Source organism: Fibrella aquatilis, from assembly GCF_017353255.1.
Classification (GTDB): Bacteria; Bacteroidota; Bacteroidia; order Cytophagales; family Spirosomataceae; genus Fibrella; species Fibrella aquatilis.
Window position 1 is genome coordinate 17,011 of sequence record NZ_JAFMYU010000039.1, and the last position, 25,322, is coordinate 42,332.

The following is a 25,322-nucleotide window of genomic DNA, read 5'->3' on the forward strand; positions in this document are numbered from 1 at the left end:
GTTGAGCAAGTGCAATTCAATAAGCATATGTGTCTATTGACGCCAATTGCCTTATTTAATGAATCTCTTGTCTCTATTCCGAAATCGTTAAACTATTCATTCACAGGGATGTACGGAAATAAGAACTTCAATTAAACTTGTGTGAAGGCCCTGCGTTTCGCTTGCTTGTTTGAGGCCCGGCACCACACCTTTGACCCGGAAATACAACCAACAAACGCAATGAAAACGATTCGAATTACCATTGCCCTGCTCGCTACAGCATGGCTCCTGACCACCGCCGAAGCGGCCGTGGCACAACACCAAAATCTAGAGTCGCCGGTTACGGTAGCAGCCTTTAAATCGGGCGGTAAGCGCATTCGCCTCGCCACCCCCATCAATAGCGCTGTAGACGTAGCCATTATGGACGAGCAAGGTACACTTTTACACCAAAGTACCATTCGTGCCACCGATAAACGCGGTATTTTGTTGAATCTGAAGAACCTGCCCAACGGCCGGTACTTCGTTACAGCCACCAACAACGACTTTTGGGTGTCGCAAGGCGTCACAGTCAATAACGAGCAGGTGCTGGTCAACACGCGCAACGTAACCGAACTGATCCGCCCGGTGGTGACGGCCTATGCCAAGAATAAGTTTGAAGTGGCCATGCCCGGCGTGGAAAAAATGACCATTTCGATCTATAACCCCACCAACGATCTGGTATATACGCAGTCGTTTGGCGCGGGCAATCGCCACCGCTTCGATCTGTCGAGCCTGCCCGGTGGTCAGTATACGTTCGTATATGGCCCTGAGCAAAAGCAATTTATCGAACGAATCGCCATCAATCAGTAGTGCCGGCTACAGCGGCGGCCCCGGCAGCCGCATCAATCAGCTTACGTATTTTGGGGGAGTAGTCCATTCTTCGCCTACGTCGCGAAGAATGGACTACTCCTTCATTTTGGATTCAAACCTGTGCGCTACCACTTAGGTAGCACATAATTGCAAAGCGAAGCTGGATTTGTCTAATTCACCTGTGGCTGCTGCTTTCTCCATGATTGGTAAATATTTTTCCTGAAGTTCCAGTGATGCATGTTGGATGACCAACCAAGCAGTTATGCTCTGTTTATCGCCGACTAATTTTCTTCCGGGATAGCCATACTTGTTGAATATGTGTTCTATTTTGATGAGATTAATAGAATCCGCCTTGCGCATTTCAGCATAAATAGGCTGAACGTTTGGTGAATTATAACCGTATTGCTTTGCTAACGTGTCAGCATGTAGACGAGGTTGATTATCTGCATGAAAAATTTGTTCAAGCTCACGCTCTAAAGTCGGATCAAGACCGACAGCTATTTTTTGTTTGTCTAATTCTTGCTGAAAAAATGCGTACAATGCCCCCACTCGTAATGAATTTACTTCTGGATATTCCGTTTTGTTTTTCCATACGTCTTCACTTACCCACCAGTCTAATGCTATTGCTTTCTGTATGAAGTTGTAAGCCTGTTCCGTTTGACCGCATTGATACGCACAAACCGCAGCCCTTAATGTGCTGAGCGCGCTTTTTTGTGATAAATCGAAGGCACGTTTGTATTGGTTAAGGCATGCCTGATAATCACTTTTTTTAAGAGAAAGTAGCGCATCTTCTACAGCTTGTTTGTAAGCAGTGTCCTTAATAGCATAAGTCTGTTGAGCGCACGTATATAGAGAACTTAACAAACAGATTAATGAAATTAATAATAGCCTTTTCATAAACTGTGCAATAATTTAGTGTGTTTTGAGCCACTCCATCCAATCTTTGGCAACAGCGTCACCATTATACCCTTTATCAATCGTCTTACCTGTGCTGTCACGCTTCAATTGGTAAAACATATGGTCGTGGTCGAAATAAGGTTTTAGCGTTAAATTTGTCTTACCCAGCGCGATAAAGTCAAGTGGTAGTTTGTCTAAACCCGGTGCCATTTCTTTATCAGCCGTTCCATAGGCAATATATAACGGTGTGTTAATTTTTAATAGATTCGAAAGCATCGGTTTCGAGAATGAATACCAGGCCCGGTACGTGTCGCCAAATGATTTATCAGTAGCCAACGGATGCTTACAAATATCGGCCCAAACACCATACATCATCTCTATTTGTGGTTGACCAACCGCAAATGTTTTCTCGCCAGATTCGATTTGATCCCGAATATTCTGAATAATGATGTTAAACCTACGTCCCGTATTACCAGAAAAGAGTATGGTGTGCGTGATAAACTTATTATGGTTTGCTGATAGCTCGGCACCGATAGTAAAACCTTCAGAACCACCACAATACACTACTTTCTTTTTATCAATCCAAGGTTTCTTTACGAGGTAATTGATCACGTCGTTGCACTGCTCTACGTAGCGCTCCAGGTAATTGTTGGCCAGGTATTTTTTACTGACAAACTTTTCGGGCGGATTTTCCTGACTGATCGCTTTCACGTATTCGTTGTAAAACGTCGTATCAACCACTAACCGAACACCTGGTTTTTGAATCATGACAAAGTGGTATTCATTTTTATACTCGCGGAAATGAAACGGGGCTGCTATATAGTACTTGTCACCTACGAGGTGAATAAATGGCGCTGGTTGTGAGCCTTGTCTAAAGAGAAATAATGGTTTCTTGACTTTCAGGTCATTTTTGTTACCAAAAATGATAAACGTAGTAGTGTCTTTTCCGTCTGGAAGATGGAAAACTTGACATAGTTCGTCGAGCCGTGTAGTCTGGCCAATGGCACCATAACTCAACCAGAAAAATAATATAAACAAGTCGTATCTCATTTGCGCTGCCTTTTTGTTTGGCAAAGCAGCACTTTTTTAAAGCAACCAAATAGGTTTTTAACAGTTGTTGAGATTTTTTAACAGACCAGGCGCTGCCCGTTAATCAGTAGTGCCCACTTTGTCGGCAGCAAGGGCTGCTGTATTTATCAGCTTGAGCATTTTGGGGGAGTAGTCTGGTTCTTCGCCGCGAACGCGGAGGATGGATAACTCCTTCATTTTCGATTCAAAGACGATATCGACGTCTTTGCCGTAGGTGTTAGCGGGGGTGTAGAGCCAGTCGGCGTGGGCTTCTTTGCGGGCTTTGGGGTCTTCGTAGTCCCGCCGCGAATTGGAGAAGTGAAACACAGGCCGCACGTCCCAGGTACCGTAGGCGGTCATGAAGGCTTCTTCTTCGGTCTGTTCGCCGGGGTTGAGCGAGTGATGAAAATAGTCGAACACGATGGGCGTGCCAATCTGTTCATACAGAAATAGCAGGTCCTGCACGGTATAGAGGTTGGGCCGGTCGTCGTTTTCTACGGTGAGGCGGGCGCGGAGATTTTCGGACAGCCGTGCGGTAAAATTATTAGCAAAGCGGGTCAACGTGGCCGTTTTGTCGCCGTAGGTGCCGCCCGCGTGAATGTTGATTTTGTTCCAGTGCGATGGCACCAACCCCATCAGGTCGAACACCGCCGACTGGTATTCCAGGTCTTTCACGGTATTTTCCAAGGTCTTGCCCTGCCCGGCTAGATGGTTGAACGGGCCGGGGTGGCAGGTGAGCCGAATGGGCCGCGCGCCAATTTCTTCCAGTACGGCTCTGATCTCGAAGAAATCGGGTAGTTCGGCCATGCGATACTCCGACGCCCAGGGAAACAGGTCGGACGTGATGCGAAACAGCCGAAAGCCATGCGCCAGGTTCCAGTCTACCACTTTCAGCAGGTCCTGTACGTTCTGCAACGCCAACTGCGAGGCATACTGCACGCCCTTCTCGGTGAATGTCTTTTTGATCATTCCCCGCGTGGTAATCACATTTTCGTTTACCTGTAAAGTCAGGTTAATACAGGCGTACCCGGCGTTGGTCATGGAAACTTGTTTAAAGTTTAATGTTCAAGGTTGCTTCGCGTTCGTGAGGGTGGAGCAACCTTGAACATTAGACCTTAAACTTTGAACTGATTATTTGATGCCCACCAATTCAATGTCAAACACTAAGTCCTGCCCGGCGAGGGGGTGGTTGGCGTCGAGGGTAACGGAGTCATCGCTGAGGGCGCGCACGATTACGGGCACGGGCTGGGGATTGCCATCTTCGTGCATGTTGAGGGTCATGCCCACCTCCAGCGGAATTTCATCGGGAATGTCGGCCCGGTCGAGCGTAAAGACCATTTGCTCATTGGCAGGGCCGTAAGCCTGTTCTACCGGAATATGAATCGTTTTGCTGTCGCCGACTTCCATGCCGGTGATGCCATCGTCGAATCCTTTGATCACCTGGCCACTGCCGAGGGTGAATTCCAAAGGGGTACGGCCCTCCGATGAGTCGAAAAGCGTACCATCGGTCAGGGTGCCTTTGTAGTGGACCTGTACCGTATCACCCGATTGTGCTTGTGCCATGTTCATGCGCATTTTGTGAACCGCAAAGGTACGCACCACGCCCCAAAGCTGGGGGTCACAGGCTCGGAATAGGGTTTGGAGTTTTCAGTTTAGCGTAGCCCGGACGCGGGACCGCCAGCGGGCACCCTTTAGGGCGGGGGCGGTCCCGCGTCCGGGCTACGCTAAACTGAAAACGCTAAACTCCCTTCAACGAATCACCAACAGTGAGCCTTTAAACGTTTGCTGACCAAATACCACCGTGTAATAGTAGACTCCGGTGGGTAGGTTGGGGGCGTCCCACCTGAAATCGGGTTTGATTGATTCAAACACTTGTTTTCCCCAGCGGGAATAAATCTCTACGCGCTCGAATTTCTCGGTGCAGTTGGCCAGTGGCAGGCTGATGACGGAGAAATAATCGTTCTTGCCGTCGCCGTTGGGCGTGATCGTGTTCGGAATCCGCACGTCGTTGTAGTTGACAATAGGCGTTTTCAGGTGGATGACTACGCTGGTGGTATCGGTGTTTTTGGGCTGACAACTGCCGTCGGTGTTGGCGAAATCGAGGGTGTAATACGCCTCCTGTTTGCCCGCCAGCGTGGCGCAGGTAGCCTGCCATGAAAACGGCGATTGCAGCTCAGGGCGGCCATTTTTGTTGGTCCACTTCATGCCCGTTTCGGCAAAACTAAAGCCCCGGCCCGCGCCCGTCAGCCGCAGCGAATCGGTCTTGTCGAGGTCGTTGCCAAACACGTCGAACCGGACCGTGCCCTTGCTGGTGTCGCTGGGGGTAATGACCAGTTCAATCACCCGCTTCGTCAATGACGTACGGATACTGGGCGGCTGGCTGGGCTGCCCTTTGGCCACCAGTTTCACGGTGGTCGTGTCGCGCCGTTCGACGTTGCAGCGTTTGTTGATGGCAATAAAATCGACCAGGTATTCCGCCTGCGAGGCCTGCGCACAAGCCGCTTTCCAGGCAAACGTGCCCTGCGCCACCCCCGTGCCCGACGTCGGCGCGAAACTCATGCCCGCATTAGCCAGCGAAAACCCGCGCCCCACGGCCTGAATGCTGACGGCCCCGTTTTGAAGATCACGTCCAAACCCATTGAACGTCAACGAACTACCCACCGTGAGGGTGGTCTGCGCACCGGGCAGGTTGGTGGTGGCGGCGGGCTTCAGGGCCTTGGTGCCCACAATCTGTAGCTGCACGGCCAGGGTGTCGCTCAGGCCCTGCGGACAGCCGTTGTCGGTGGCCCGGAGAAATAGCGTAAAGGGCTTGCCGTTGTTGGAAAACGAACAGGCATCAAAGCACACTTTGGCCGTAAGCGTGTCTTTGCCCGTTTTGGAAGTCAGCGTGGTAGGCGTAATAGTTAGGCCCGCAATAGAGCCGCTGCCGTTAATGACCGAGATGACCTGACCGGCGTTGATGTCGGTAATGAACAGGTTGAGGCAGGTGGCCGTGGTGTCGGAGAGGGTCAGCACCGAACCCCGCTGGTAGAACGTCTTGGCTCCGTCTACCCGCATCCGCATCACCGGCGGGTCGTTCTTCTGGCAGTCGACCACTTTTAGCTGGAAATCCCGCCGCACCAGGCCAATAGCCACTCCTTTGCGGTACTCGGTCACCTCCACCGAGAAGACGTACAGCCCTATTTTGTTGGCCGTGACGTTCAGAATTCCCGTTCGCGCATCCACGCGCAGGGGCACTAGACCCGGAATCTCGTTGCTTGCCGAATAGCCCGATCCCCAGCTAATGGTGGGGTAGGGGCCGGGCAAAAACTGCGGATTTTCAAAGGAACTGGCTGGCTTTGCCGGGTTGGGTACGGTACGGTTGCTGTAGCCATTGAGCGGCGTCACCAGCCGATACACCAGGCTGTCGCCGTCGGGGTCGGTGGCGCTGAAATTGAACGAAAACGGCGTGTTCAGGCAGATGTAATCGCCCTTGGCATTGTTGAACACCGGCGACGAGTTGTAGACCGTCTGACTGCCGTTGGTGATGGCCGGAAATTCGAGATAAAACGCCGAACCAGCCCCGCCAGGGTCGTTTATGTTGCTGATGCTGCTGTTGCGGCAGCACCGTTCCCAGGAAATGTAGTAACCGCCCGGATCGTTGAACGCCGAGGGGTTCAGCGTCACGTCGAGGCCGTAGCGGATCAGACGGGTGCGCAGGTCAGGCACCGAGCAGCTGGGCACGCTGTAGCCAATGATTTCTGAGCTGACGCGGGGCAGTTCTACGCCTGACAAAAAGGCACCGTCGCGTTTGCGAAAAATGCCCAGCACCACCGTCTGGTCGTCGGCACCGGGGTTGCCCAGAATATCGTCGAAATACAGGTTCAGGTTGATGCGGTGGGTGTAGGCCCTGCCTGCGCCGAGGTATTGCAGTTCTATTTCGCCGCCCACAATGTGGGTGGCGTGGGCAAGGCCCGGCAGCAGGCCAAACAGAGCCAGGATAAAGCAACGGATGAAGGAATTACGGTATAGTTGAGACATACAATTAAGAGTAGGGTACGGCCCGTCCGAAAACGGATGCTTAATTTAGCAGTTTTTACAGGAAAATGAGTGTAAAGTCCAAGGTGTAAAGTCCAATGTTTTGCTGCAATCTTCTGATAATCAGCAGCGAGCAACTATAGACTTTAGACATTAAACATTGGACAGTCTGTTAATGCGTCGCAACAAAAATAAAGCGCCCGAACTCCTCACGAACATTCGTATCAACGACGTGGCGGCCGAGGGCAAGTGCATTGTTAAAACTCCCGAAGGTGTGATCTTCGTGGAAGGTCGCCCCGGATACCCCATGCCCGCCGCTGGTGATCTGGTCGATATCAAGATTGTTAACCAGAAAAAGCAGTATCGCGAAGCCACCGTTGAGCGCATCATCGAGCCGTCGGCAGTGCGGACGGAGCCCTTCTGCGAACACTTCGGTATCTGCGGCGGCTGCAAATGGCAACACATCCAGTACCCCGAACAACTGCGGTTTAAATACCAGCAGGTGGTTGACCATCTTACGCGCATTGCCAAGGTTCCGTTGCCGGAAATTGCCCCGATTTTAGCTGCCGAACGTACCCAGTACTACCGCAATAAACTGGAATTTACCATCGCCGATGGTCGGTGGCTGACCCAGGCCGAAGTGCAGTCGGGTGAGCAGATGGACTGGCGGGCGGTAGGTTTCCACATACCCGGCCGGTTCGACAAGGTGCTGCCCATCAAACACTGCTACCTCCAGCCCGACCCGTCGAACGACATCCGCCTCGCTGTGGCCGATTATATGTTCGCCAACAACCTGTCGGCCTATAACCTGAAGACCCATCAGGGGTACCTCCGCACGCTCATCATCCGCACCGCCGCCAGCACCGGGCAACTGATGGTAACGATGCAGGTGGCTCAGGATCATGCCGATACGCTGGCTACGTTGCTGGATCACCTGCGCGAACGGTTTCCCCAGATCACATCGCTCAACTACATCATCAACCGGAAGATGAACGACAACTACGGCGATCAGGAAGTAATTAACTACGCCGGAACGCCATATATTGAAGAGACAATGGAGGCTGGAACGCCTGATAATTCGAAGCTGCTGACGTTCCGTATCAACGCCAAATCGTTCTACCAGACCAACGCGCAGCAGGCGTTCGAACTCTACAAAATTGCCCGCGACATGGCTGGACTGACGGGGCAGGAAATCGTCTATGACCTCTACACCGGCACGGGCACCATTGCCCTGTTCGTGGCGCACCAGGCCAAAAAAGTAGTGGGCGTAGAATACGTAGAAGCCGCCGTGGCCGATGCAGGCGTGAATGCCGAAGTAAACGGCATCAGCAACGCCACCTTCTTTGCGGGCGACATGAAAAATCTGCTCACCGAAGCCTTTTTTGCCCAGCATGGCGCCCCGGATGTGGTCATCACCGACCCGCCCCGCGCCGGTATGGACGAGGCCGTGGTGCGTCAGTTGCTGCTGGCTGCCCCGCAAAAAGTCGTCTACGTTAGCTGCAACACCGCCACGCAGGCCCGCGACATCGCCTGGCTCGATGAGAAATATACCGTCGCCGCTGTCCAGCCCGTCGACATGTTCCCCCACACGCACCATGTGGAAAATGTGGTTCTTTTAACGAAAAAATAGGAGGAGAGGGAGGAGGGGGAAGAAGGGGAGGAAAGGGGGGCTTCGCGTTCAGCATATATCAAGCGCGAAGCCCCCCTTTCCTCCCCTTCTTCCCCCTCCTCCCTCTCCTCCCCTCAATATGACTCTCCTCACCCCCACCCTCTGGCCCGATTACGAGTTGATCGACTCCGGCGATTTTATGAAGCTCGAACGGTTTGGCCCCTATGTGCTGGCCCGCCCCGAACCCCAGGCCATCTGGGATTGCTCCCTCTCCGAAGCCGAATGGGAACGGCTGGCCCACGCCACCTTCCGCCGCGACAAACAGTCGCCGGAGCGGGGCGAATGGCAAAAGCTGAAGCCCATGCAGGACCCCTGGACGGTCGATTTCAGGCAGCAGGGACTGAATTTGACGTTTAAGCTGGCTCTTACCTCGTTCAAACATGTCGGTATTTTTCCCGAACAGGCCGTAAACTGGACCTACATCCACGACGCGGTGAAGGCTCTGCCCGTTGAGCGCCCCCGTGTGCTGAACCTGTTTGCCTACACTGGCGGGGCTACCCTCGCCGCCCGGCAGGCCGGTGCCGACGTCACCCATGTTGATGCCGTAAAGCAGGTGATTTCGTGGTCGAAAGAGAACATGACCATGAGCGGCCTGGACAACGTGCGGTGGCTGGTGGAAGATGCCATGAAGTTTGTGAAGCGTGAAGAACGGCGTGGCAACACCTACCACGGTATCATCCTCGACCCGCCCGCCTACGGCCGCGGCCCCGATGGTGAAAAGTGGGTACTGGAAGATCAGTTGAATGATTTGCTAAAAACCTGCGCCGCCCTGCTCGACCGGCAGGACTTCTTTTTCATCATCAACTCCTACTCGCTGGGTTTTTCCTACATCATCCTCGACAACCTGCTCACGCAGTGCTTCGGCACCCTCCCAAACAGCCAATCCGGCGAGCTATATCTGACCGATTCAACCCACAAACGCCTCCCACTGGGCGTTTTCTCTCGTTTTTCTTCAGTACTTTTGTGATGAAAGAGTGAAAGAATGAAAGAGTGAAAGAGCGGTATTCGCTTGTAGACACCCTTTCACTCTTTCATTCTTTCACTCTTTCAATTGGGGACATCTTGCGGTACATATTGATCCTGTTGGTGGTGGCCGGTATGGCGTCGTGTGGCAACGATAGTCGGCGGCTTTCGCGCATCCCACCCATGCCCCAGGCGGCCGACAGTGCGCTGGCCGGAAACACCCTCCGCGCGCTCAATCGGGCCATCAGCCAGTCATCATCGGCTTCGGCCTACGCCAAGCGGGCATTGCTGCACCTCCAGATGGGTCACCTGCCAGAAGCACAGGCCGACATCGACGAGGCTATCTCTATGAACAACAACGTCGGCTCGTTCTACCTGGTCCGGGCGCGGGTGATGCAGGCGCAGAACAAAGCCGACAAAGCCTTTGCCGATGCGCAGCGGGCCGAAATTCTGGGCCTGAGTTCGCCGGAATTGTTCACCCTCATGAGCGACGCCCTTCAGCAGCAAACGCAGTATCCCAAAGCCCGGCTCTATCTGGCCAAAGCCCTGCAAATGGCCCCCTACGATGGTGAGGCACACTATTTCGATGGATTGATTGCCGCCAAAACCGGCGACACTACCGGGGCGCTGACCCATTTTCAGGAAGCCCTGCAACTGAAACCGCGCTTTCTGCCCACCTATAATCAGCTGACGGCCGTCTACCGGTCGCTGGGCGATCTAAACACGGCACTGGTATATAACGACCGGGCCACGCGCTACTTTCCCATTAACGCCGAACTGCTCTTTCAGCGCGGCATGATCTATCAGAACGCGGGCCGTGCCGACAGTGCACTGATTGCCTACCAAAAGACCGTGACACTGCAACCCGACTACGTGCAGGCCTATTTTCAGGCTGGTTTGATTTTTGATCGCTTCCGAAACTATGCCGCCGCGCTGGCTAATTTCGAGCAGGTGCAGAAACGGAAACCAACCTTCCCCCATATTGATTATTTCGTAGGGCACGGGCTGGAAATGACAGGGCAATGGGACCGGGCGCTGGCGCAATACACCACCTCGCTGCAAAAAGACCCCGGCGACCCCGCCGCGCAGGCCGGACTCTGGCGGGTGCAGCGGAGACAGCAGCAGATCAACGCCGCCTACAACGACTACCTGCTACCCGTTGCCCCCGAAACCGGTCTGCTGGCGGCCCCTCTTGCCCGAACCCCCGGTGGGGGACGAACACTCGACACCAGCCGAATACGCATACAACCCATTCAACCCCGAACCAGAGTCCGCTCCATGAACGACTCCACGTTTCAGGTAAGACCAATTGATTAATATGACAACGCAGGATATACAATTACACGTGGCTTTGCCCGACGGCAGTGTGCGTGATTACCCCGCTGGCTCTACGGGGCTTGACGTGGCCCTGGGCATCAGCGAGGGCCTGGCCCGCAACGTGCTGGCTGCCAAAGTAAATGGTAAGGTGCAGGATGCCACCTTGTCTATTGAAACCCCCGCCGACGGGTCGGCGGTGACGGTGCAACTGCTGACCTGGAACGACCTGGAAGGCAAATCGACGTTTTGGCACTCGTCGGCCCACTTGCTGGCCGAGGCGCTAGAAGCGTTGTACCCCGGCATCAAATTCGCCATTGGTCCGCCTATTGAAAACGGCTTCTATTACGATGTCGACTTTGAGGGCAAGCACTTTTCGCAGGACGATTTCAAGAAGGTCGAAGACAAGATGCTGGAACTGGCCCGGCAGAAGAACGAGTACGTCCGCAAGGCCGTGAGCAAGGCCGACGCCATTGCTTATTTCGAAGACAAAGGCGACCCCTATAAGATCGACCTGCTCGAAAACCTCGCCGACGGCAGCATCACATTCTACACGCAGGGCGGGTTTACGGACCTTTGCCGGGGGCCACACATTCCGAACACGGGCTTCATCAAAGCCGCCAAGCTCATGAACGTGGCGGGAGCCTACTGGCGCGGTGACGAGAAAAATAAGATGCTCACCCGCATCTACGCCATCACGTTTCCAAAGCAAAAAGAGCTTGACGAATACCTGGTGCTGCTGGAAGAAGCCAAAAAGCGTGACCACCGCAAGCTGGGTAAAGAGCTGGAACTGTTCGCGTTTTCAGAGAAAGTAGGGCAGGGGCTGCCGCTGTGGTTGCCCAAGGGTGCCGTGCTGCGCGAACGCCTCGAAAACTTCCTGCGCCGGGCACAGGTGCGGGCGGGCTATTCGCCGGTGGTGACGCCCCACATTGGCTCCAAGCAACTCTACGTAACGTCGGGGCACTGGGACAAGTACGGGGCCGATTCGTTTCAACCCATCCGTACACCCGACGCCGACGAGGAGTTCATGCTGAAACCCATGAACTGCCCGCACCACTGCGAAATCTACAAGACCAAGCCCCGCTCTTACCGCGACCTGCCCCTGCGCCTGGCCGAGTTTGGTACAGTGTACCGCTACGAGCAGTCGGGCGAGTTGCACGGGCTGACGCGGGTGCGCGGGTTCACGCAGGACGATGCCCACATTTTCTGCCGCCCCGATCAGGTGAACGACGAGTTTAAGAAGGTAATTGACCTGGTGCTGTACGTGTTTAAATCGTTGGGATTCAGCGACTACAGCGCGCAGGTGTCGTTGCGTGACCCGGAGAATAAAACGAAATATATTGGGTCTGACGAGTTGTGGGAGAAAGCTGAAACCGCCATTATTGAGGCGGCGAATGAAAAAGGGCTGAAGACGGTTATTGAATTGGGCGAAGCGGCATTCTATGGCCCCAAGCTCGATTTCATGGTCCGCGATGCACTGGGCCGCAAATGGCAACTCGGCACGATTCAGGTAGACTACACCCTGCCCGAACGGTTCGAACTCGAATATACCGGTGCCGACAACCAAAAGCACCGCCCCGTTATGATCCACCGGGCACCGTTTGGGTCGATGGAGCGGTTTATTGCTATCCTGATTGAGAACACGGCGGGTAATTTCCCCCTTTGGCTCTCACCCGATCAGATTGCGATTTTGCCTATTTCAGAGAAGTACGAGACCTACGCCAACGATTTGTTTTTCACGCTTCAGGAAGCCGACATCCGCGGGTTTGTTGACCTGCGCGATGAGAAGATCGGTCGGAAGATTCGGGATGCCGAAGTAGCCAAAGTACCGTTTATGCTCATTGTGGGCGAAAAAGAAGCCGCCGAAGGCACCGTCTCGGTTCGCCGCAAAGGCGAAGGCGACCTGGGCAGCATGAGCATCGCCGCGTTTACGACCCTGTTTCAGGAGCAAGTGAAAGTGTAAACTTTTATATTGTCCCTACGTTTACAAGACCAATAAGTTACCACGTTAACCAAATCATATGGCATTACCCCAACGCAGACCACCCCGTCGCGTGGTTGAAGAACCCTACAAGATCAATGAGCGGATCCAAGCCCGCGAAGTACGGGTTGTCGGCGAGAACGTCGAGCAAGGCATTTTCCCCATTGCACAGGCATTGGCTATTGCCAAAGCGCAGAGCCTTGACCTGGTCGAAATTTCGCCCAATGCGGTGCCGCCCGTGTGCCGCGTGATCGACTACTCGAAGTTCAAGTACGAACAAAAGAAGAAGCAGAAAGAAATAAAGGCCAACGCCCAGAAGGTGGTGATCAAAGAGATTCGGTTTGGTCCGAACACCGACGACCACGATTTTGAGTTCAAGCTGAAACACGCCACTACGTTCCTGAAAGAAGGGGCAAAGGTGAAAGCGTATGTTCACTTCGTGGGTCGTTCCATTGTCTTTAAAGACCGCGGCCTGCAGCTACTCGACCGGTTCTCGAAAGGCCTCGAAGACGTAGGCAAGATCGAGCAGGAGCCAAAACTCGAAGGCAAGCGCATGATCATGTTCCTGGCCCCGAAAGCCGTGGCGGTTAAAAAGTAAGAAAGGATTTCGGATTGGGGCGGTCCGCCGCTGCGGTTTGGGATTTCGGATTGGCTGACGCAAGCACTACTATTGCGTCAGCCAATCCGAAATCCCAAACCGCAGCGGCGGACCGCCCCAATCCAAAATCTTTTCTTACCTTTGCGGCCTGTTTATTTAACGCGGTCCGGCGATACGGTCTTTTAAGCACATGCCAAAGCAAAAAACAAACTCGGCAGCCAAGAAGCGCTTCAAGCTGACAGGTACCGGGAAAATTAAAATGAAGCACGCCTTCCATTCTCACATTCTGACCAAGAAGTCGACTAAGCGCAAGCGTAACCTTGTGCATACATCGACGGTTCACCCCACGAATGAAGTGCGTATTAAAGCGTTGTTGCGCCTGTCGTAACCCCGCTGGTCTATTGTTTCACCCGACGAAGGGCTTAAAAAGAGGAATTATGAATTAAGAATTAACAATAAAGAATTAAGGTGTCTGCGAAGGCCATTCTTAATTCCTAATTGACCATTCTTAATTACCCAGCCCGCCTTAGTCAAAAAGCAAAAAAAATTATGCGTTCCGTCAATCACGTCGCCTCAAGGGCACGCCGGAAGAAAATCCTCAAGATGGCCAAAGGGTACTATGGCCGTCGTAAAAATGTCTGGACAGTAGCCAAAAACGCTGTCGAGAAAGCAATGGGCTATGCCTACCGCGACCGCAAGGCCAAGAAACGCGATTTCCGCAGCCTGTGGATTCAGCGTATCAACGCCGGTGCTCGTCAGCAAGGCATGTCCTACAGCGTCCTGATGGGCGCGTTGAACAAATCAGGTATTGAACTAAACCGGAAAGTACTGGCCGACCTGGCCATGAACCACCCGGAGGCATTCAAAGCCGTTGTGGATCAGGTTAAATAAACAGAACCGCCTACGTGAAAACCCCGACCTGCAAAGGCCGGGGTTTTTTGTGTTTAGCGAAGTGGTACCGGACGGCCTTCCGCTCCTTTGCGAGAAAGTGCGTCCATTTGCATTGTAGAACGCTGACTATTAGCGCTCTCCTGTATAGTCTTGCATTGTTAAGCAAATATGAACACTTGTAAGAATAAGTAACGTAGACCGATAAATAAAAACCATATTGCTGTAGTGATTTGCGCACGATAATTACTTACCTCTGCATTAAGTATTCGATGATTGAATTGCGTACAGCTACTCTTCACCTTTTACTCAGACAAATTCTATGAAAAAACTATTAGCATTGCTGTTGCTGATGGCCTTATAACTTCAGCAGTGCCTTAAGTGAAATAGTCGATATTCACTCATAGTTCAGACGCCATGAAAACGAAATGGATGATTGCAGTGGTTTGCCTGGCAGGTATGTTGTCGGTTTTGGCAGGCTGTTCAGGAAATGGTACTAATACACCGGGTATACTACCTGGGAGCGAGTTCATGGGCTTTGCCGATAAAACCAAGGGACCCATGGTTGTCAATGGAAAAATGCGTATTGAGCGCGTCAACGTAGATGATACAACGGAGGTCATCGAATCACGTGTTGCTACTGCATGCATCTCATATACAAGCAGTGATGAGTATACCTATCTATTCATGATAAAAGGGCAAGCCTCGGGTAACACTTTTGTCGTCAGAGGAAAAAACAAGTATCGCTTTGTTTATGCCGATAGGGAGGAAGTAGATTGGCTTGAGTTCTACAGCATTTCGTCAGAGTATGCGGTTCCATCTGATCTAAAATTCAACGGAAAGCCAGTTGCACGAGTGCTTGTAAATGACCCTGTTCCGCAGTCTTATTTGTATATCTTGAAATAAACAGAACCGCCTAAACAGTTTATGTCTCCACCACCTTTGTCTTTATCCCGACGCGGGGTTCACCTTCGGCGAGTTTGCCCAGCAGATACACGTCAATTTCGGTGTTGCCCACGCGGAACACCTGGCGGTTGGTGAGGGTGGTTTCGAGCTTGGTTTTTAGGGCCTGGAATTTGGCGGCGGTGGCTTTTTCGTCGTCGCCAAACCAATCCTCGATGGTGGTGACGGGTGCCCAGAAATCGGCTTCGGGTTGCTCTTCCACAAACTCAGACGGGGGTAGCATGAGCCAGTCTTTGATGTGGCTCACGGTGACAGGTTCGGCCATTTTCAGGTAGCTCTCTACCGGCTCAATCGGCTCGTCGGATTCGCTGGGGTAGAGCAAATCGGTCAGGAGCGGGGCTACGCTGGCCGAAAAAGTAGCCGAGGCCATTGGCTCAGGTTGAGTCGCCTGGTTGGCCGCTGAGGCGTTACTATCAGATGAATCGGGCGTCATATCGTTCGTTGGTAAGCAGGTCGGCAAAATACGGCTATAGTGCCACTCAGCAGATGCTATTGGTATAAAAGTTGCCTACATTTAACTGCTTAACCAAGTATTTCTAACCAAGTTTTTCCAAACCAATCGTATGTTCGAGACCTTAATGAACCTTGTCCAGCAAAACGCTGGTAGTGCAATTACCAACAACCCAGCCATTCCGAACGAACATAATAATTCGGCTATGCAAACCGTGGCTGAGAGCATCATGGGCGGACTGGGTCAGCAAGCACAGGGCGGTGGCCTGGGCAACCTCCTGGGCATGGTGGTCAACGGTGGCGGTAACGTGCAGGACAACCCCGTTACGCAGGGGGTACAGCAACATGTAGAGCAGAGCCTGATGCAGAAGCTGGGCATCTCGCCCGGTGTAGCCATGTCGGTAGCCGGTGCGTTGGTGCCGATGGTGTTGAGCAAACTAATGCACAAAGCCGCCGACCCCAACGACAGCAGCGTTGACGGCAACACCATTATGGGGGCGGCCACGGGTCAACAAGGCACTGACTGGATGGGTATGGCGGGTTCGGCTATGGCCGACGGTAAACTGGATATGAACGATCTTATGCGCGTGGCCGGTAGCCAAATGGGCGGCGGCGGTGGCCTCGGCGGTATGCTGGGTGGCCTGCTGGGCGGACGGTAGTAGTGAAAGCGCGAAAGAGTGAAAGAGTGGCTGACGCAAGGACTCCTGTTACGTCAGCCACTCTTTCACTCTTTCGCGCTTTCACGCTTTCACTACGCTGCCATGTCGGCCCGTTGGCTATGAAGAATCTGCCAATCTGTCACAAATTTGAACAAAATCAGGGGCTGGCATTTTGCTTGATAGATAGTGGTTAACTGTTTTTGAACACAACTCTAATCAGCATACAACTTAACCAATTATGGGAAAGATTATTGGCATTGACCTGGGTACGACCAACTCCTGCGTGGCTGTTATGGAAGGTAACGAGCCTGTGGTGATCCCCAACAGCGAAGGCCGTAGGACTACCCCCTCGGTGGTCGCTTTTATGGACAACGGCAACGGCGAACGCAAAGTGGGTGACCCAGCCAAACGTCAGGCGATTACCAACCCCCAGAACACGATCTCGTCGATCAAGCGGTTCATGGGCAAACGCTTTAATGAAGTAGCCAACGAAATTGGTCAGATGTCGTACAAAGTGGAGAAGGGTCCCAACGACACCCCCCGCGTACGCATCGGCGACCGTCAGTATACGCCACAGGAGCTTTCGGCGCTGATTCTGCAAAAGATGAAGCAAACCGCTGAAGACTACCTTGGCCAAACCGTAACGGAAGCCGTGATCACGGTGCCCGCTTACTTTAACGACGCCGAACGGCAGGCCACCAAAGAGGCTGGTCAGATTGCCGGTCTCGACGTGAAACGGATCATCAACGAACCCACCGCAGCGGCCCTGGCTTATGGTCTCGACAAGACCAGCAAGGACATGAAGATCGCCGTGTTTGACCTTGGCGGCGGTACGTTTGATATCTCGATTTTGGAACTGGGCGACGGTGTGTTTGAAGTAAAATCGACCGACGGTGATACCCACCTGGGCGGTGACGACTTCGACCAGGTGATCATCGGCTGGCTGGCCCAGGAGTTCATCAACGATGAAAACATCGACCTGCGCAAAGACCCGATGGCCCTCCAGCGCCTGAAGGAAGCTGCCGAAAAGGCCAAGATCGAGTTGTCAAGCTCATCGTCGACGGAAATCAACCTGCCCTATATCATGCCGGTTGATGGTATTCCCAAGCACCTTGTTCGCACGCTAACCCGCGCCAAGTTCGAACAACTCGCCGACTCGCTGATTCAGCGGAGCCTGGAGCCTTGCCGCCGCGCCCTGAAAAACTCAGGCCTGAGCGCAGCCCAGATCGACGAAGTGATTTTGGTGGGTGGGTCAACCCGGATTCCAAAAGTACAGGAAGAGGTAGAAAAGCTGTTTGGCAAGAAGCCTTCGAAAGCCGTTAACCCCGACGAAGCCGTGGCCATTGGTGCTGCCATTCAGGGTGGTGTATTGACGGGTGAAGTGAAAGACGTGCTCCTCCTCGACGTGATTCCCCTGTCGCTGGGTATCGAAACGATGGGCGGCGTATTCACCAAAATGGTGGAGTCAAACACGACGATTCCAAGCAAGAAAACCGAAACGTTCTCGACCGCGTCTGACAACCAGCCAAGCGTAGAGATCAACGTGTTGCAGGGTGAGCGTCCCATGGCGGGCCAAAACCGTCAGTTGGGCCGGTTTATCCTCGCCGACATTCCACCCGCACCGCGCGGTGTGCCCCAGATTGAGGTGACCTTCGACGTGGATGCCAACGGTATCCTGAACGTAACGGCCCGCGACAAAGGCACCGGCAAAGAGCAGAAGATTCGCATTGAAGCCAGCAGTGGCCTCACCGACGCCGAGATTACCCGGATGCGTGAAGAAGCCAAAGCCAACGAAGCATCGGACAAAGCCGAGAAGGAAAAAGTAGAGAAAGTCAACCAGGCCGACTCGATGATTTTCCAGACCGAGAAGCAGTTGAAAGACTATGGCGACAAACTCTCTGCCGGTAACAAAACCGCCATTGAAGACGCCCTTGCTACGCTGCGCACCGCCCATGGCAACCGCGACGCCGCCGCCATCGACACGGCCCTCGAAGCCCTGACGACCGCCTGGAACAACGCCTCGCAGGAGATCTACGCCGCCACCCAGGGTGCCGACGGAGCCAACCCCATGGACGGTTTCGGTGGTCAACCCGGCGGCAACGGTAACGGCCAACCCAACGGCAACCAAAACCAACCCACCGACGGCGATGTGTCAGACGTACCGTATGAAGAGGTGAAGTAAAATAGGATAAAGTACAGCCCCGCCAGAGAAATTTAGCGGGGCTTTTTTTAAATAAAAATCATATGGGAATTTTTACGATCGAAAATGAAGATAGACTTACGAAAGTAATAGAAGGGACGGGTGCTTCTCTTATAAAAGGTTCGAAATATGCATCTTTTGATACAAAAGTACTTGGCCTTGGCAATTTAAGTCAAGAATCTAAACCGATGAATGCTATTGCTGCTATATTTGATTTGGAGGGATTTACTAATTTTTGCCAACAGGTTGACCCACATTTAGCTGTACCCGAGTATTTAAGTTTATTCTTAGACTGGTTATTTGAAGAAATTAGGGAAGGTATTAAACATTCAGAAATTGAAGGAGATATCGTCACCTATGCGGATTTGCCTCTCTTGTCAAAGTTTTTAGGTGATGGCGTGCTTTTTCTCTGGAATACTGATAATATGAGGCCAGTAGCTTTAAGTAATATTATATTTCAGTTGAAATATATATGCATTGCTTATTTTGAGGAATTTTTACCGAGTATTAAAAATGATATAACAACTCCCCCTCTTAGGTTAAGATGCGGTGTTGCAAGAGGCATTGTTTACAGTGTGGGCAATGGACAAGATTTCGTCGGCCCATGCATTAATATGGCATCCAGATTGCAAAAGATAGAATCTTTATCATTTTGTTTCGCAAGACGTGGAATCGACTAGACCAAGAATATGGACGCATCAGAGTCAGTAGATTTTATTGTGAAAAAAACAAATATACGCGGAATCGGGGATGATGAGCTTATATGTGTTATACGCTCTGAATTTGAAAATTTACGAGATGAAGAGAAGGTTATTTTTTTGGAACCTTAGCTCCTAAAAAATACGTATGGCTTATTATTAAAATAAATGTAAACAACCGGATTACATCATAATAGATATAGAAATTTTTTAGTAAAGATACTATTTTCTGTACGAAGCAGTTCATGGTGTTGAAAAGAAAAATTTCTCTTCTATAAGAGCCCCTAGACTAATTATTTATGAGAATTAATACAAATTAGATTGTGTGAGTAGATCATCAACGAAGTAATGCCTTGCTGAAGAATTTAACATCGATTATAGACGTATCAACATTTCATTGTCAATTAATGAGTTGCTCCAACGCTTTGCTCCGGCAAAGCCCCATCGGGGCGCAACGTCGGTAGCATTTAGGCGGTCCACACGGTCAGTAAGCCCCAGCGGGGCGCAACGTGCGGATACGCGGTATGTGGCATTTCAATTGAATTAAAATCGCGGCCCAATTATTTACCCGCGTATCCGCACGTTGCGCCCCGCTGGGGCTTTGTGCTCGTACGGCCTGCCAAATACTACCGACGTTGCGCCCCGCTGGGGCTATTCGTGCATGCGGCCATTCTTAATGCTATCGATGTTATGCCCCGCTGGGGCTATGTATCACTGTCATTACTGATCACCCACCCAACCGGTCATGTCCTGAAAATCGAACAGGTATTCGTCCTTGTAATCAATGTCAAACTTCTGAAGCATCAGGACATATTCTTGCCGGAATGTACGTTTGCTGTGGTGCGCTTCCTGATTCTGAATGTATTGAATAACCGTTTGTCGTTCGGAACGACCGTGTGAAAACGCGCCGTAGCCGACCTGCCAACTAAATGCTGATTTAGCGTATCCCCTTTCCCGGATGTATTGGTTGCTCGACGTTTTTATTTCCTTCACCAATTCGGGCAATAGCTGCGTCGGATTGTAACCAAGGAAAATGTGTATGTGGTCGGCCATACCACCGATCTGAAGCATTTTGTGCTTGTGCGTTTGCACGATGCCTGTGACGTATTGATAAAGATCTTCGCGCCAACGTTTATGGATAAGTGACTCGCGACCTTTCACGGCGAATACGAGATGAATATCTAATTGTGTGTAGGTGTTGGCCATGTTGTTCGGTGGTTTGTGTCACCGTAAAAATAGCAGGCCACACCAGCCCTAGGTACGACATCACCTATGGCTACCCGCGCAGTGCTGCCCCGTTGGGGCGTATGGAGCCAAACACCCGAACCCCGCCCGGCGTTACTGATTGATACTGTGTTTCCGACGAAACGCAAAACTCAACAACAGTGATGAAAGCAGCCATTATTGATCAGTACGGCCCGGCAAGTGAACTGCATGTGGCCGAGGTGCCCAAGCCTGAACCCGATACCCACGAGGTGCTCATTCGCGTACACGCCACCTGCGTAAACCCCTTTGAAACGCATCAGCGGTCGGGCGATATGAAAGCCATGATGTCGGGTGATTTTCCGAAGATTTTAGGGGCCGACGTGGCGGGCGTGGTAGAGGCCGTGGGCCTGATGATCACCGATTTTCAGCCCGGCGACCGCGTCATGGCCTCGTTGGGCATGAGTGGCGGGGCCTATGCCGAATATGCCGTGGCGAAGGAAACCAGCCTGGTGAAACTGCCCGACGCCATCAGTTTTGAGCAGGCAGCAGCTATGCCCGTAGCCGCCGGAACAGCCCTGCAAGCCATGCGCGACAAAGGCCACCTGCGCCCTAGAGACCGGGTGCTTATCAACGGGGCAGCCGGGGGCGTGGGGCACTACGCGGTGCAACTGGCCAAAATTATGGGCGCTACCGTCACGGCGGTTTGCGGTCCTGACGCGGTGGCGATGGTAAAAGAACTGGGTGCCGACCGGGTCATCAATTACCACGAAATCGACTTTACGAAAGAAGCCGAAACCTACGATGTGGTGTTCGATGCAGTGGCTAAAAGCTCGTTTGAGGCATGCCAGCCTATTCTGACAAAAACTGGTACCTATGTGACCACCAGGCCCTCTGCTGAAGGTATGCTCGACAAAGTAAAAACCCTTTTTGCTGACCAGAAAGCCACGTTCATCCTCTTCAGTTTCACCCAAACCGACATGAACTGGATGCTGAAACACGCCGCCGAAGGCCGGTTGAAAGCCGTGATCGAACACACCTACCGCCTCGATGAACTACCACAAGCCCACGCCGCCAGCGAAGCCGGACACGTGAAGGGGAAGCTGGTTGTCGTGGTGGAGTAGGGGGGGTAATGGTTTGTAGTTGCTGACGCCCAGTCCGGCGTTCCAGCCAGGCGTCAGCTACTACAGCGCGAAGCCAACCACCAACTACAAACCCCCAATCAGTTCCGCCACGAGCCGGCCGGTTTGCATGGCGGCGTTGAGTGAGGGGTAGGCGGTTTGGTCGCCGCACTGGAAGAGGCCATCGCCGAGAGACAGCGGCTGATGCACGGCGTTGGGGCCGTAGGTAGGCAATGCCTGCGGAATATGGTCGGTGCGGAGGTGTTGCCAGCCCCGGACCGAGTCGCCAAACCAGTTCGTCAGTTCGGTCCGGATTTGGGTGGTCAGGGCTGGCTCGTCAACGTGGGTTAGTCCCTGCGTACTCACCGAAATCAGCAGTTTGTCGGCGGGGGCGTAGGCGGGTGCCACGTCGCTGATGACGGTCAGGTTATGCACCGCTGAGGATCGTTTGGTATTGAGCATCAGGAATTTATCGGCTTTCAGGCTGTCGGGGCGGGTGCTAGATGGTGCCGAAAAATAGGTGCAGGTGGTATGGTTGAAGGCCTGTGCTGCGGGAGGCGTTTTGCCCAGCAGCCGAGCCGACGCGGCGGCATCTACGGCCAGTACGACGGCCTCGCCGGTCAGCACCTCACCCGACGACAAGGTCACGGTTCGGCCCGACACGCTGGCCACGGCAGTGTTCAGTCGGATGCTGTTTTCGGGCAAATTACGGGCCAGTTGGGCGGGTATTTCGCCGATACCCAAGGCCGGTACGGCAGCGTCGCCGAGGAAGAAGCTTTTAAAGCAAAACTGGAAAAAGTTGCTCGACGTGGTCAGGTCATCTTCCAGGAAAACACCCCCGAAAAAAGGTCTGAAAAATCGGTCGATCATCGGCTCTGAAAAGCCTAGTTCACGTATATAGGCCAGGGTACTGGTGGCCGGTTGGTTGAACAAGTCCTGCGTCGACAGCCCCTGTACATGCCGGATCAGGGTCACGATACGGATCTTATCGGCCAACGTGCCAATGGGCGAAAACAGCGTTTCGAACACGCTGAACGGCTCCTTAAACGGATTGAGCAGCCGCATCCACGGGTTGGTGGTACCGGCCTCGTCGTGATGAATGCGGGCACCAGAGCGGAAAAGTTGCAGGTCTAACGCACTGTAGTTCAGCAGTTGACGAGCTTCGGGGTAGGCTGTAAGCAGGATTTGAAACCCCCGGTCGAGGCGGAAACCGGCCACCAGATCGGTGCGGACGCGGCCCCCTACGGTGTCGGCGGCATCGAGGAGCAATACGGCGCGGCCTTGCCGGTGGAGGTAGTTAGCGCAGGTGAGACCTGCCATGCCAGCACCAACAACGAGAATGGGCATAGGGTGGAGATGACTAGTTCGAATAAACAAAAAACGGTCCTGCCGGGAGCAAAAGCAAATGAAGCGTTGTTGTGGTACTATTCAGAGATAAATTGCACTTAGTTAAGGTAATAAAAAAATAACATGCTGTTTTTCAGTGCTTTGCAATTTTGCATTTGACAATTATTCTTAGAAAGGCCTACTTTAGGCCTACGTTAGTCACTTTCTGTATGCGTGTGCTTTTGCTCGACAACTTCGACTCGTTTACCTACACCCTGGCAGACTACCTGCAACAGGCCGGGGCCGAGTGCGTGGTGCGCCGCAGCAACCTCCCACTCAGTACCATTACCGCCACGCCTTACGACGCCGTGGTGCTGTCGCCGGGGCCGGGCGTACCGGCGTCGGCGGGGTGCCTGCTGAGCGTAATCGATTATTACCACCGCCGCCTGCCCATGCTGGGGGTGTGTCTGGGGCAGCAGGCCATCGGGCTCTACTTTGGGGCTAGCCTGCAAAAAAGCCCCCGCCCCATGCACGGCAAGGTGTCTACGATTCGGGTGCAAACCAGTGACCCCCTGTTTCGGCATGTGCCGGAGCGCATCCGGGTAACGCGCTACCATTCGCTGACGTTGACCCAGTTGCCCGATTCGCTCACTACGCTGGCCGTTACAGAACCGGCCCTGGCTACCGACACCACTACAACTGGAGGCGAGATCATGGCGATTCGGCACCGAACGTTGCCCATCTGGGGGGTACAATTTCATCCCGAAGCCGTGCTTACTGAATCTGGATTGACCATATTACGCAACTTCATCACCACAAAACAGCCCACGCTATGAACCATACCATACACCAGGAAGGCGAGTTTCGCTACATCGACGAGGGGCAGGGCGAAGTGCTCCTGCTACTTCACGGCCTCTTTGGCGCTCTCAGCAACTGGGACGACGTGATCGAGACGTTCTCGAAGCAGTATCGCGTGGTCATTCCCGTGCTGCCCATCTACGACATGCCTGTGCGCGAGGCGGGCCTCGATGGGCTGGTGGCGTTTGTGGAGCGGTTTGTCCAGTTTCGTGGCCTGGGTGAGCTAACACTATTGGGTAACTCACTGGGGGGGCATGTAGGGCTGCTCTACACCTTTAGTCACCCCGATATGGTGAAGCGGCTGGTGCTGACGGGCAGCTCTGGCCTGTTTGAAAACGGTATGGGCGGCTCATTTCCCAAGCGCGGTTCCTACGATTTTGTGGCCGAACGCGTGGCATATACTTTCTATAACCCCAAAGTAGCCACCAAAGAACTGATCGACGAGGTGTTTGAGGTGACGAGCAGCATTCCTAAGTGCATGAACATTGTGCAGATTGCCAAGTCGGCACAGCGCACCAACGTGGCGAAGGATTTGCACCAGATCACGGTACCTACGCTGCTGGTCTGGGGTCTGAACGACACGATCACCCCGCCCCACGTAGCACACGAATTCGACCGACTCATTGCCGACACCGAATTGTTCTTCATCGACAAATGCTGCCACGCCCCCATGATGGAACACCCCGCCCGGTTTAACGCCCTGCTCCTGGACTGGCTGGCCCGCCACCCTGTTGAGGCTGTGGTCAGTGAAGGGGTATAATGTACAATGTACAATGGCTAGGCAACGAGTAGTCTTGCGTCAGCCATTGTTCATTGTGCCTTATACATTGTACATTATATCCCTTACATAGATTTTGCGAACTATCGAAAAATCTTCTTAGTTTTCATCGTTATCACTCGACTGCTAGAACCTATGAACGCCGCTGAACTGATTGACCCTATGATTCCTGCCCTCAAACCGGGCGATTCTGTTGCCGACGCGCTGGAATGGATGCAGGAGCACCGCCTGGCGCAGTTGGTCGTGGCCGACGCGGGTATCTATATTGGCATTGTGAGCGAAGATTTGTTGCTCGACTTGTCGGACGACGAGCGGCCTATCAGCGACGTGATGAAGCTGGCCGAGAACGTGATGGCCCGCGAAAACCAACATCTGCTGGAGCTAATCCCGATGGTGACCGAGCACCGCCTCGACCTGCTGGCTATTGTGGGCGAAGGCAACGAACTGCTGGGCTGCGTCACCACCACCGAACTCCTGCGGCAGTTTGCCCGCGACCTGGGAATGCTGGAGAGTGGAGCCATCATTGTGCTGGCGTTGGACGAGCACGACTATTCCATGTCGGAAATTAGTCGGCTGGTTGAGTCGAACAATGCCAAGATCATCAGCAGTTATTACAGCAGCGCCGCCATTGGTATGGCCGACCGCTCGCGGCTGACCCTGAAACTGAACCGCCGCGACATTACGCCCCTTGTCTCGACCCTCGAACGGTTTGGCTACACCATTGAATCCGCCTTTGCCAATGTACCCATCGAAAGCGTCGATCAGGAACGGTACGACGCCCTCATGCGGTATTTAAATACATAAAAATGAGTCGTAAGTCATAAGTCGATAGTCGTAAGTCGG

Annotated in this window: 24 protein-coding genes; 16 read left to right on the plus strand and 8 right to left on the minus strand. The window is 53.0% G+C overall.

Features of this window, described 5'->3' with window-relative positions; all coding sequences use genetic code 11:
* Window positions 1-219: 219 nt before the first annotated feature.
* The gene (locus J2I48_RS27660) at window positions 220-828 is read left to right on the plus strand and encodes a T9SS type A sorting domain-containing protein (RefSeq protein WP_207338785.1); all 609 of its coding nucleotides are present in this window, start codon (window positions 220-222) and stop codon (window positions 826-828) included.
* A 132-nt stretch (window positions 829-960) separates the two neighbouring features.
* Here the strand turns inward: J2I48_RS27660 and J2I48_RS27665 are convergent, their stop codons facing one another.
* The 5 genes from J2I48_RS27665 to J2I48_RS27685 form a co-directional block, all read right to left on the minus strand.
* Window positions 961-1,725, minus strand: coding sequence for a DUF6624 domain-containing protein (locus J2I48_RS27665; RefSeq protein WP_207338786.1), 765 nt, complete (start codon window positions 1,723-1,725; stop codon window positions 961-963).
* A 15-nt stretch (window positions 1,726-1,740) separates the two neighbouring features.
* A complete protein-coding gene (locus J2I48_RS27670) occupies window positions 1,741-2,799 on the minus strand; it encodes a hypothetical protein (protein ID WP_207338787.1) in 1,059 nt (352 codons plus the stop codon).
* A 75-nt stretch (window positions 2,800-2,874) separates the two neighbouring features.
* Window positions 2,875-3,834, minus strand: a complete 960-nt coding sequence (gene uvsE, locus J2I48_RS27675; protein ID WP_207338788.1) for a UV DNA damage repair endonuclease UvsE — start codon at window positions 3,832-3,834, stop codon at window positions 2,875-2,877.
* Between the two features lie 90 nt (window positions 3,835-3,924).
* Window positions 3,925-4,356 carry an FKBP-type peptidyl-prolyl cis-trans isomerase gene (locus tag J2I48_RS27680; RefSeq protein ID WP_207338789.1) on the minus strand — a complete coding sequence of 144 codons (432 nt, stop codon included), beginning with the start codon at window positions 4,354-4,356 and terminating at the stop codon, window positions 3,925-3,927.
* Window positions 4,357-4,542: 186 nt separating this feature from the next.
* On the minus strand, window positions 4,543-6,813 hold the full coding sequence (locus tag J2I48_RS27685; protein WP_207338790.1) for a T9SS type B sorting domain-containing protein: 2,271 nt from the start codon (window positions 6,811-6,813) through the stop codon (window positions 4,543-4,545).
* Window positions 6,814-6,985: 172 nt separating this feature from the next.
* Between J2I48_RS27685 and rlmD the strand changes: the two genes are divergently transcribed.
* From rlmD to J2I48_RS27725, 8 genes are all read left to right on the plus strand, one after another.
* Entirely contained in the window at window positions 6,986-8,440 is a 1,455-nt protein-coding gene (gene rlmD, locus J2I48_RS27690; protein WP_207338791.1) for a 23S rRNA (uracil(1939)-C(5))-methyltransferase RlmD, read from the plus strand.
* 118 nt (window positions 8,441-8,558) lie between these two features.
* Window positions 8,559-9,446, plus strand: a complete 888-nt coding sequence (locus J2I48_RS27695) for a class I SAM-dependent methyltransferase (protein ID WP_207338792.1) — start codon at window positions 8,559-8,561, stop codon at window positions 9,444-9,446.
* A 95-nt stretch (window positions 9,447-9,541) separates the two neighbouring features.
* Window positions 9,542-10,759: a tetratricopeptide repeat protein gene (locus J2I48_RS27700; protein ID WP_229376848.1), complete on the plus strand. Its 1,218-nt coding sequence runs from the start codon at window positions 9,542-9,544 to the stop codon at window positions 10,757-10,759.
* A gap of 1 nt (window position 10,760) precedes the next feature.
* On the plus strand, window positions 10,761-12,719 hold the full coding sequence (thrS, locus tag J2I48_RS27705) for a threonine--tRNA ligase (protein ID WP_207338793.1): 1,959 nt from the start codon (window positions 10,761-10,763) through the stop codon (window positions 12,717-12,719).
* Window positions 12,720-12,777: 58 nt separating this feature from the next.
* The gene (gene infC / locus J2I48_RS27710) at window positions 12,778-13,335 is read left to right on the plus strand and encodes a translation initiation factor IF-3 (protein WP_207338794.1); all 558 of its coding nucleotides are present in this window, start codon (window positions 12,778-12,780) and stop codon (window positions 13,333-13,335) included.
* Between the two features lie 190 nt (window positions 13,336-13,525).
* Window positions 13,526-13,723, plus strand: coding sequence for a 50S ribosomal protein L35 (rpmI, locus tag J2I48_RS27715; protein WP_207338795.1), 198 nt, complete (start codon window positions 13,526-13,528; stop codon window positions 13,721-13,723).
* Window positions 13,724-13,881: 158 nt separating this feature from the next.
* Window positions 13,882-14,226: a 50S ribosomal protein L20 gene (rplT, locus tag J2I48_RS27720; RefSeq protein ID WP_310587319.1), complete on the plus strand. Its 345-nt coding sequence runs from the start codon at window positions 13,882-13,884 to the stop codon at window positions 14,224-14,226.
* A 414-nt stretch (window positions 14,227-14,640) separates the two neighbouring features.
* Window positions 14,641-15,129 carry a hypothetical protein gene (locus tag J2I48_RS27725; RefSeq protein WP_207338797.1) on the plus strand — a complete coding sequence of 163 codons (489 nt, stop codon included), beginning with the start codon at window positions 14,641-14,643 and terminating at the stop codon, window positions 15,127-15,129.
* A gap of 19 nt (window positions 15,130-15,148) precedes the next feature.
* On the opposite strand, the gene J2I48_RS27730 is transcribed toward J2I48_RS27725, so the two are convergent.
* Window positions 15,149-15,619, minus strand: a complete 471-nt coding sequence (locus J2I48_RS27730) for a nuclease A inhibitor family protein (protein ID WP_374758176.1) — start codon at window positions 15,617-15,619, stop codon at window positions 15,149-15,151.
* Between the two features lie 130 nt (window positions 15,620-15,749).
* Here J2I48_RS27730 and J2I48_RS27735 point away from each other — a divergent pair, with 130 nt between their 5' ends.
* The 3 genes from J2I48_RS27735 to J2I48_RS27745 all read left to right on the plus strand — a co-directional run bounded on the left by J2I48_RS27735 (window position 15,750) and on the right by J2I48_RS27745 (window position 19,175).
* The gene (locus tag J2I48_RS27735; RefSeq protein WP_207338798.1) at window positions 15,750-16,295 is read left to right on the plus strand and encodes a hypothetical protein; all 546 of its coding nucleotides are present in this window, start codon (window positions 15,750-15,752) and stop codon (window positions 16,293-16,295) included.
* Window positions 16,296-16,533: 238 nt separating this feature from the next.
* Window positions 16,534-18,477, plus strand: coding sequence for a molecular chaperone DnaK (dnaK, locus tag J2I48_RS27740; protein WP_207338799.1), 1,944 nt, complete (start codon window positions 16,534-16,536; stop codon window positions 18,475-18,477).
* A 62-nt stretch (window positions 18,478-18,539) separates the two neighbouring features.
* Entirely contained in the window at window positions 18,540-19,175 is a 636-nt protein-coding gene (locus J2I48_RS27745; protein WP_207338800.1) for a hypothetical protein, read from the plus strand.
* Between the two features lie 738 nt (window positions 19,176-19,913).
* Here J2I48_RS27745 and tnpA read toward each other — a convergent pair.
* A complete protein-coding gene (gene tnpA / locus J2I48_RS27750) occupies window positions 19,914-20,399 on the minus strand; it encodes an IS200/IS605 family transposase (protein ID WP_207338801.1) in 486 nt (161 codons plus the stop codon).
* Window positions 20,400-20,581: 182 nt separating this feature from the next.
* Between tnpA and J2I48_RS27755 the strand changes: the two genes are divergently transcribed.
* Window positions 20,582-21,520, plus strand: coding sequence for an NAD(P)-dependent alcohol dehydrogenase (locus J2I48_RS27755; protein WP_207338802.1), 939 nt, complete (start codon window positions 20,582-20,584; stop codon window positions 21,518-21,520).
* A gap of 84 nt (window positions 21,521-21,604) precedes the next feature.
* Here the strand turns inward: J2I48_RS27755 and J2I48_RS27760 are convergent, their stop codons facing one another.
* Window positions 21,605-22,864, minus strand: coding sequence for a protoporphyrinogen/coproporphyrinogen oxidase (locus tag J2I48_RS27760; protein ID WP_207338803.1), 1,260 nt, complete (start codon window positions 22,862-22,864; stop codon window positions 21,605-21,607).
* Between the two features lie 209 nt (window positions 22,865-23,073).
* Here J2I48_RS27760 and J2I48_RS27765 point away from each other — a divergent pair, with 209 nt between their 5' ends.
* From J2I48_RS27765 to J2I48_RS27775, 3 genes are all read left to right on the plus strand, one after another.
* Window positions 23,074-23,679 (plus strand): anthranilate synthase component II, encoded by a 606-nt coding sequence (locus J2I48_RS27765; protein ID WP_207338804.1) that lies wholly within the window; start codon window positions 23,074-23,076, stop codon window positions 23,677-23,679.
* The gene (locus J2I48_RS27770; RefSeq protein WP_207338805.1) at window positions 23,676-24,461 is read left to right on the plus strand and encodes an alpha/beta fold hydrolase; all 786 of its coding nucleotides are present in this window, start codon (window positions 23,676-23,678) and stop codon (window positions 24,459-24,461) included. Before J2I48_RS27765 ends, J2I48_RS27770 begins: the two co-directional genes overlap by 4 nt.
* 153 nt (window positions 24,462-24,614) lie before the next feature.
* Window positions 24,615-25,283 carry a CBS domain-containing protein gene (locus J2I48_RS27775; protein ID WP_207338806.1) on the plus strand — a complete coding sequence of 223 codons (669 nt, stop codon included), beginning with the start codon at window positions 24,615-24,617 and terminating at the stop codon, window positions 25,281-25,283.
* Window positions 25,284-25,322 lie beyond the last annotated feature (39 nt).